This window comes from Arthrobacter sp. Bi83, assembly GCF_918698095.1.
Classification (GTDB): domain Bacteria; phylum Actinomycetota; class Actinomycetes; order Actinomycetales; family Micrococcaceae; genus Arthrobacter.
The window spans coordinates 1-5476 of record NZ_CAKKLY010000099.1 but is presented as its reverse complement, the minus strand read 5'-3'; the positions used below and the strand labels follow the sequence as shown (position 1 = coordinate 5476).

Below are 5476 nucleotides of genomic sequence, written 5' to 3'. Positions count from 1 at the left end.
GGGCGGGATCTTCCCACAGCGACTCATCCCAGCCGTGACCCAGGACGGGGCCGGCCGTGGCTGCCCCCGCAACAGCGTCGAGGAGCTCCCGTGCGGAACGGACACCGCCCAGCTGCAGCGAATCGAGGGCAATGCCGGTTTCCGTCAGATGCGCATGGGAATCGACGAATCCGGGTGCCAAAAGCGCGCCGCGGAGGTCAATGACGTCCATCGAACTGTCAGCAATCGACGTAGCTGCCTGTTCCGAACCCACCCACGCGACAGTGTCACCGTCCACGAGCATGGCGGTGGCGAACGGATCGGCCGCCGTGTAGACGGAGCCGTTGCGGTACAGCGTCACTCGTGACGGGCCGGGACTGGCCTTGCCGCTGGTGGTTGCGTCGGTCATGAGGGATGGAACTCCTTGCTGCTTGTTCTGGTGTCGCAGGATGAGGTGCGGGTCAGGCCACCGTGGAGTAAGCCACGACCCCGCGCCGGACGATCTTGATGGCTTCGCTGCACAGCCTGGCAAGCCGCGGATCCAGCCCGGGGATCTTGGCCAGCTGGTCGAGCAGGTCAATCACCTGCTTGACCCAGCGCACGAAATCGCCGGCGGCCAGGTCAGTGCCGCTGAGGACTTCCTGAAGGTGCCGCCCGCGGGCCCACTTGTACATGGGCCAGACCAGCCCAAGCTCGGGCTCACCGGTCAGGGGCAGCTTGTTCTGCTCCTCCACGTCCTCCAATGCCGACCATTCGCGGACCACGACGTCAACCGCTGTTTCCAGCGAAACGCTGGGCATGCGCGGACGCAGGCCGCGGTCTTCCCGCTTCGCCTGGTACACCAGCACGCTGGCAAGTGCGGCGACCTCCACGGCGTCGAGATCATCGAAGGCACCCTGGCGCAGTGCCTGTGAAATCAGCAGGTCCTTCTCGCCATAGATCCTGCGGAGGCGCTGGCCGTCAGCGCTGATTTGGTGCTTTCCCGGCTCTGGTGTTTCGAGGTACCCGTAAGCGGACAGGACGTCACAGACGCGGTCGAAGGTCTTGGCGATCGTGTTGGTGCGGCCCTGGATCTGGCGGATTAGCCCGTCCGTTTCCTTGCGCAGTTTCCACCACCGTTCGGACCACCGGGCGTGGTCCTCGCGTTCGCTGCAGCCGTGGCAAGGGTGTGACCGCAGGGCACGCCGAAGTTCGGCGATCTTTTTTTCCTGGTTCGGAAGCCCGGCCCCCAGCCCAAAGTCGTTGTTGCGGGGGCTGCCGAGCGCCGGGGGGCGGTTTTCACGCAGAGCATTGCGGACGGACGAGGCCAGGTCGCGCCGGGACTTGGGGACCTTCGCGTTGAAGGACTTTGGAATCCTGATCCGGGTCAGCGGGGAAATCGGGCCCTCGAGGTCATCGATGCCGATTCTGCGCAACTGATTCTCCATGGTGAGCACGGCCGGCCGGGGTTCGCGCGAGCTGTGGTCGGAGCTCAGTACCACGGCGTAGCCGGGGGCGCGGCCGGCCGGAACATTCACCACATCGCCCGGCAGGAGACGGCTGAGCGAATCTTCGTTGAGCGACTTCCGGGCCCGGGACTTGCCGCGCGAGGCGAAGTTCTCGGCGTCGGACAATTCGCGCCTCAGCCGGGCATATTCGGTGAAGTCTCCCAGGTGGCAGGTCATGGACTTGGCGTAGCCGGCCAGCGATTCCTCCCGGCTTCTCACCTGCTTGGCCAGGCCCACCACAGACCGGTCAGCCTGGAACTGGGCGAACGAGGACTCAAGAATCTCCCTGGCCCGGGGCCGGCCAAACTGGGCAAGGAGGTTGATGCTCATGTTGTAGGTGGGCCTGAAGCTGGAGTTCAGCGGGTAGGTCCGCCGGGACGCGAGGCCCGCAACTGCCGCCGGGTCGGTGCCGGGCTGCCACAGCACCACGGCGTGGCCTTCGACGTCGATGCCGCGCCGGCCTGCCCGGCCGGTGAGCTGGGTGTACTCCCCTGCCGTGATGTCCACGTGCGCTTCGCCGTTGAACTTGTCCAGTTTCTCCAGGACCACGGACCGGGCAGGCATGTTGACGCCGAGGGCCAGTGTTTCCGTGGCGAAGACAGCTTTGACGAGTCCATCGGCAAAGAGTTTCTCGACGACTTCCTTGAACGTGGGCAGCATGCCGGCGTGGTGGGCCGCAATACCCCTGAGCAGCCCGTCCCTCCAGCTCCAAAAGCCCAGCACCTCAAGGTCGTCGGACGGGATGTCCTGACCGGCTTCGTCGACGCGCTGGGCAATGATGCGCTGTTCCCGCTCCGTGGTGAGCCACAATCCGGCCGCAACGCACTGGGACACCGCCGCGTCGCAGCCTGCCCGGGAGAAGATGAAAGTTATGGCGGGGAGCAGGTCCTGCCGGTCCAGGCTGGCAATTACCTGTGGCCGGCTGGCCTTCCGGACGGCAGTGCGGGGAGCTGCCTGCTGGGACCGGTCGTCAGCGCGCTGCCTGTGCTGCCTGCGCTGGCTGCGGCCGCCGTGCCCGAACCGGCCCTGGAAGTTCAGCTGGCTTTCCGACCGGGCCATGGACAACAGTTCAGGGTTGACTTCGAAACCGCGTTGACCGGCGTCGTCGCGACTGGGCGCTTCCGGCAGCGCCGAGGCGGCCGCCGGTTCCCCCTCGGGGGCGATTTCGTCGAAAGTGGTTTCTCCGGCGAACAGATCCACAATCTCCTTGCCCACCATCACGTGCTGCCAGAGCGGAACCGGCCGGTGCTCGGACACGATGACGTCGGTGTCCCCCCTGACGGTGTCCAGCCATGCACCGAATTCCTCGGCGTTGGAAACCGTGGCGCTGAGCGAGGCCACCTGGACTTCGCTGGGCAGGTGGATGATGACCTCCTCCCACACGGCGCCCCGGAAGCGGTCCGCAAGGTAGTGGACCTCGTCCATGACGACAAAACCTAGGTCATCCAGCGAATCGGAGTCGGCGTACAGCATGTTCCGCAGGACCTCGGTGGTCATCACCACCACCGGGGCTTCGCCGTTGATGCTGGTGTCTCCGGTCAGCAGTCCGACGCTGTCCGCACCGTATTTTTCCGCGAGCTCGGCGTACTTCTGGTTGCTCAGCGCCTTGATCGGGGTGGTGTAGAAGGCCTTCAGCCCGCGCTGCAGGGCCAGGTAGATCGCGAACTCACCCACGATGGTCTTGCCGGCGCCGGTAGGCGCAGCCACCAGGACGCCGCGTCCCTCCTGGAGTGACCGGCAGGCCTGCCGCTGGAAGTCGTCCAGCTCAAAGTCCAGGGTTCCGGCGAAAGACCCCAGATAGGTTTTGGATTCCGCGGTCCGTTCGGCGCTGGCCCGGTAGCGTTCGGACGGCGACGGGGACCCGGTGGTGGTGGACATGCTTCAAGCCTAGCCGGGACGGAGCTAGAGATTCCTCAGCTCGCTGCCCGGAGTCGCTATATCGGCAGTGGCCTCGGTCTCAGCTGCCTGCTTGGCGGCGCGGCGGTCGCGGCGGCGGTCATTGAGGATGCAGAGGCCGATGGCGGCGAAGAAGAGCAGGAGGAGCGGCCCGGCCAGCAGGAACATGGACAGGGCATCGGCTCCCGGGGCTGCCACGGCGGCCAGGACGAAAACGAGGAAGACCGTGATGCGCCAGGCTTTGAGGATCGTTTGGCCGCGGATGATGCCCGCCATGTTCACGCCGACCAGCACCACGGGAACCAGGAAGGCGAGGCCCAGGAACAGCACCATGCGCGTGACGAAATCAACGTAGTCTCGCGCGTCGATGAGGTTGGAAAAACCGGACGGGGTGAATTGGGTCAGCGCACGCACAACCTGTGGCGTCACCATCCAGCCCACCCAGACGCCGGCCAGGAACAGCGGGACGGCAGCTGCCATGTAGCCGAGCGTGTACCGCCGCTCCTTTGACGTCAGCCCGGGCGTGATGAAGGCCCACAGCTGGTAGATCCAGATCGGGCTCGAAATGACCGCACCGATCAGCAGAGACAGCTGAAGTTTAAAGTCGAAGGGAGACGCGATGCTCGAGAAATTCACCGACGACGTGCCGCCGGTATGCTCGGCAATCCGGTCCACGGGTTCCTTGAGCGCGCTCAGCACCGGATCGTAAAGGATCCAGCCGCCAATGCCGCCAATCACCAGCCCGATCGCCGATTTGATGAGCCTGTTCTTAAGCTCATTCAGGTGGTCCATGAGAGCCATGCGGCCCTCAGGGTTGGCTTTGCGGCCCCTCGTCACTGCCACTTCAGGTCAAGCGCGGTTCGACGGCGGAACGTCTGTACCGTCAGTCGGCTCGCCGTTCGTCGTCCGGGACTGCGGGTGGTTCACCACTCGACCCTCAACCGGACCGGTGCCGTCCGGGTTTTCCGGCTTGCCGTCGTTCTTCATTTCCTTGACCTCGGACTTGATGATCCGCATGGACTGGCCGAGGCTGCGTGCCATGGCCGGAAGCTTGGGCGCGGCAAAAAGAAGCAGAGCCACGATGATGATGATTACGATGGGCCAAGGGCCATCAAAGAGTCGTCCCACTGGAAGTCCTTTCCTCTAACTACATCCTACGTTTATCTGAATTCGATGTCGTGCAAGGCCTGGGGCTGCCCCCGGTCGGCCTTGCGACGGATCCGGCGCTGCCGCCGGGCTTCCACACGGGATGACTTGGATGCGTGGTAATCATGGCGCATCTGGTGCGGTGAGGCAAAGACTGCGGTTCCCGGCACTGTTTGTGTCGCTGCCGCTGGATCCGCGGGCGGATCTGTTGCCGGGCCAGGAACAGCACCGGGGTCAGGCAGATGCCCGAGTTTGTCTCCGGCGGCACCCAGTTCCGTCAGGGTGGCCATGAACTTCCGCCATAGCCGGATGCCCATGAGCACGTAGAACAGCAGGGAAAGCGCTATCAGCGCAATCCAGATCAGGATCCATGACCACCAAGGCATGCTGAGTAGTCTAGCTGGCGTACCGGGCCAGGGCCGCCTCGATCCAGTCCCGGGCCGCCCCCGCCAGCGCAGCCGGTTCGAGAATCCGCACTGTCCCGCCGTGCTGTGCCACGAACATGGGCAGCCAGGACGTGCTTCCGAACCTTATTTCCGCGACCAGCCCGCCATCGGGCAGCGGGGCGGTGCGTTCGGCGTAGTAGTCGTCCGCAAGGCCGGCACCGTGGCCGGTGAGCTGCACCGTCACAAGGGTGTCGTCGTCGTTAGGGGTGAAGAGCTTCGCCGGGAACCCGCCGTCGGGCCTGACCGGGGAGGAGACCGGCTTTCCGTTCGGCTTGAGCTCTTCGATGCGGTCCAGCCGGAAGTTCCTCAGGCCGGCCGCCGAATGGCAGTACGCCTCGAAGTACCAGGTGTTGTCCATGGAGTAGAGCCGCAGGGGGTCGACGTCCCGCTCCGAAAGGGAATCCTTCTGCGCCGAAAGGTAGACGAGGTGCAGCTGTGAACCAGAGGCAATGGCGCTGCGGATCATCTCCAGGTTGGCGGAATTGGCGGGGCCCACTTCCGGCCCGGACAACGCACCCGCCC

6 protein-coding genes are annotated in these 5476 nt (G+C 65.0%); all 6 read right to left on the bottom strand.

The features are described 5' to 3' along the window. Positions 1-388: amidohydrolase family protein (locus LQ144_RS22635; protein WP_230121491.1), on the bottom strand; the 388-nt coding region annotated here is incomplete at its 3' end. A gap of 52 nt (positions 389-440) precedes the next feature. After that, the gene (locus tag LQ144_RS22630) at positions 441-3344 is read right to left on the bottom strand and encodes a DEAD/DEAH box helicase (protein ID WP_230121490.1); all 2904 of its coding nucleotides are present in this window, start codon (positions 3342-3344) and stop codon (positions 441-443) included. Between the two features lie 24 nt (positions 3345-3368). Continuing rightward, positions 3369-4163 (bottom strand): twin-arginine translocase subunit TatC, encoded by a 795-nt coding sequence (tatC, locus tag LQ144_RS22625; protein ID WP_230121489.1) that lies wholly within the window; start codon positions 4161-4163, stop codon positions 3369-3371. Positions 4164-4211: 48 nt separating this feature from the next. Then, a complete protein-coding gene (tatA, locus tag LQ144_RS22620) occupies positions 4212-4490 on the bottom strand; it encodes a Sec-independent protein translocase subunit TatA (protein ID WP_230121488.1) in 279 nt (92 codons plus the stop codon). A gap of 32 nt (positions 4491-4522) precedes the next feature. After that, positions 4523-4894, bottom strand: coding sequence for a hypothetical protein (locus LQ144_RS22615; RefSeq protein ID WP_230121487.1), 372 nt, complete (start codon positions 4892-4894; stop codon positions 4523-4525). A gap of 10 nt (positions 4895-4904) precedes the next feature. After that, positions 4905-5476, bottom strand: a 572-nt coding sequence (locus tag LQ144_RS22610; RefSeq protein WP_230121486.1) for a WYL domain-containing protein, incomplete at its 5' end; no start/stop codon positions are given.

What these genes read in the sequence shown, in the direction of transcription:
- LQ144_RS22630 (WP_230121490.1), bottom strand. Translation starts at nt 3,344, where the DNA reads ATGTCCACCACCACCGGGTCCCCGTCGCCGTCCGAACGCTACCGGGCC.
- LQ144_RS22615 (WP_230121487.1), bottom strand. Translation starts at nt 4,894, where the DNA reads ATGCCTTGGTGGTCATGGATCCTGATCTGGATTGCGCTGATAGCGCTT.
- tatC (WP_230121489.1), bottom strand. Translation starts at nt 4,163, where the DNA reads ATGGCTCTCATGGACCACCTGAATGAGCTTAAGAACAGGCTCATCAAA.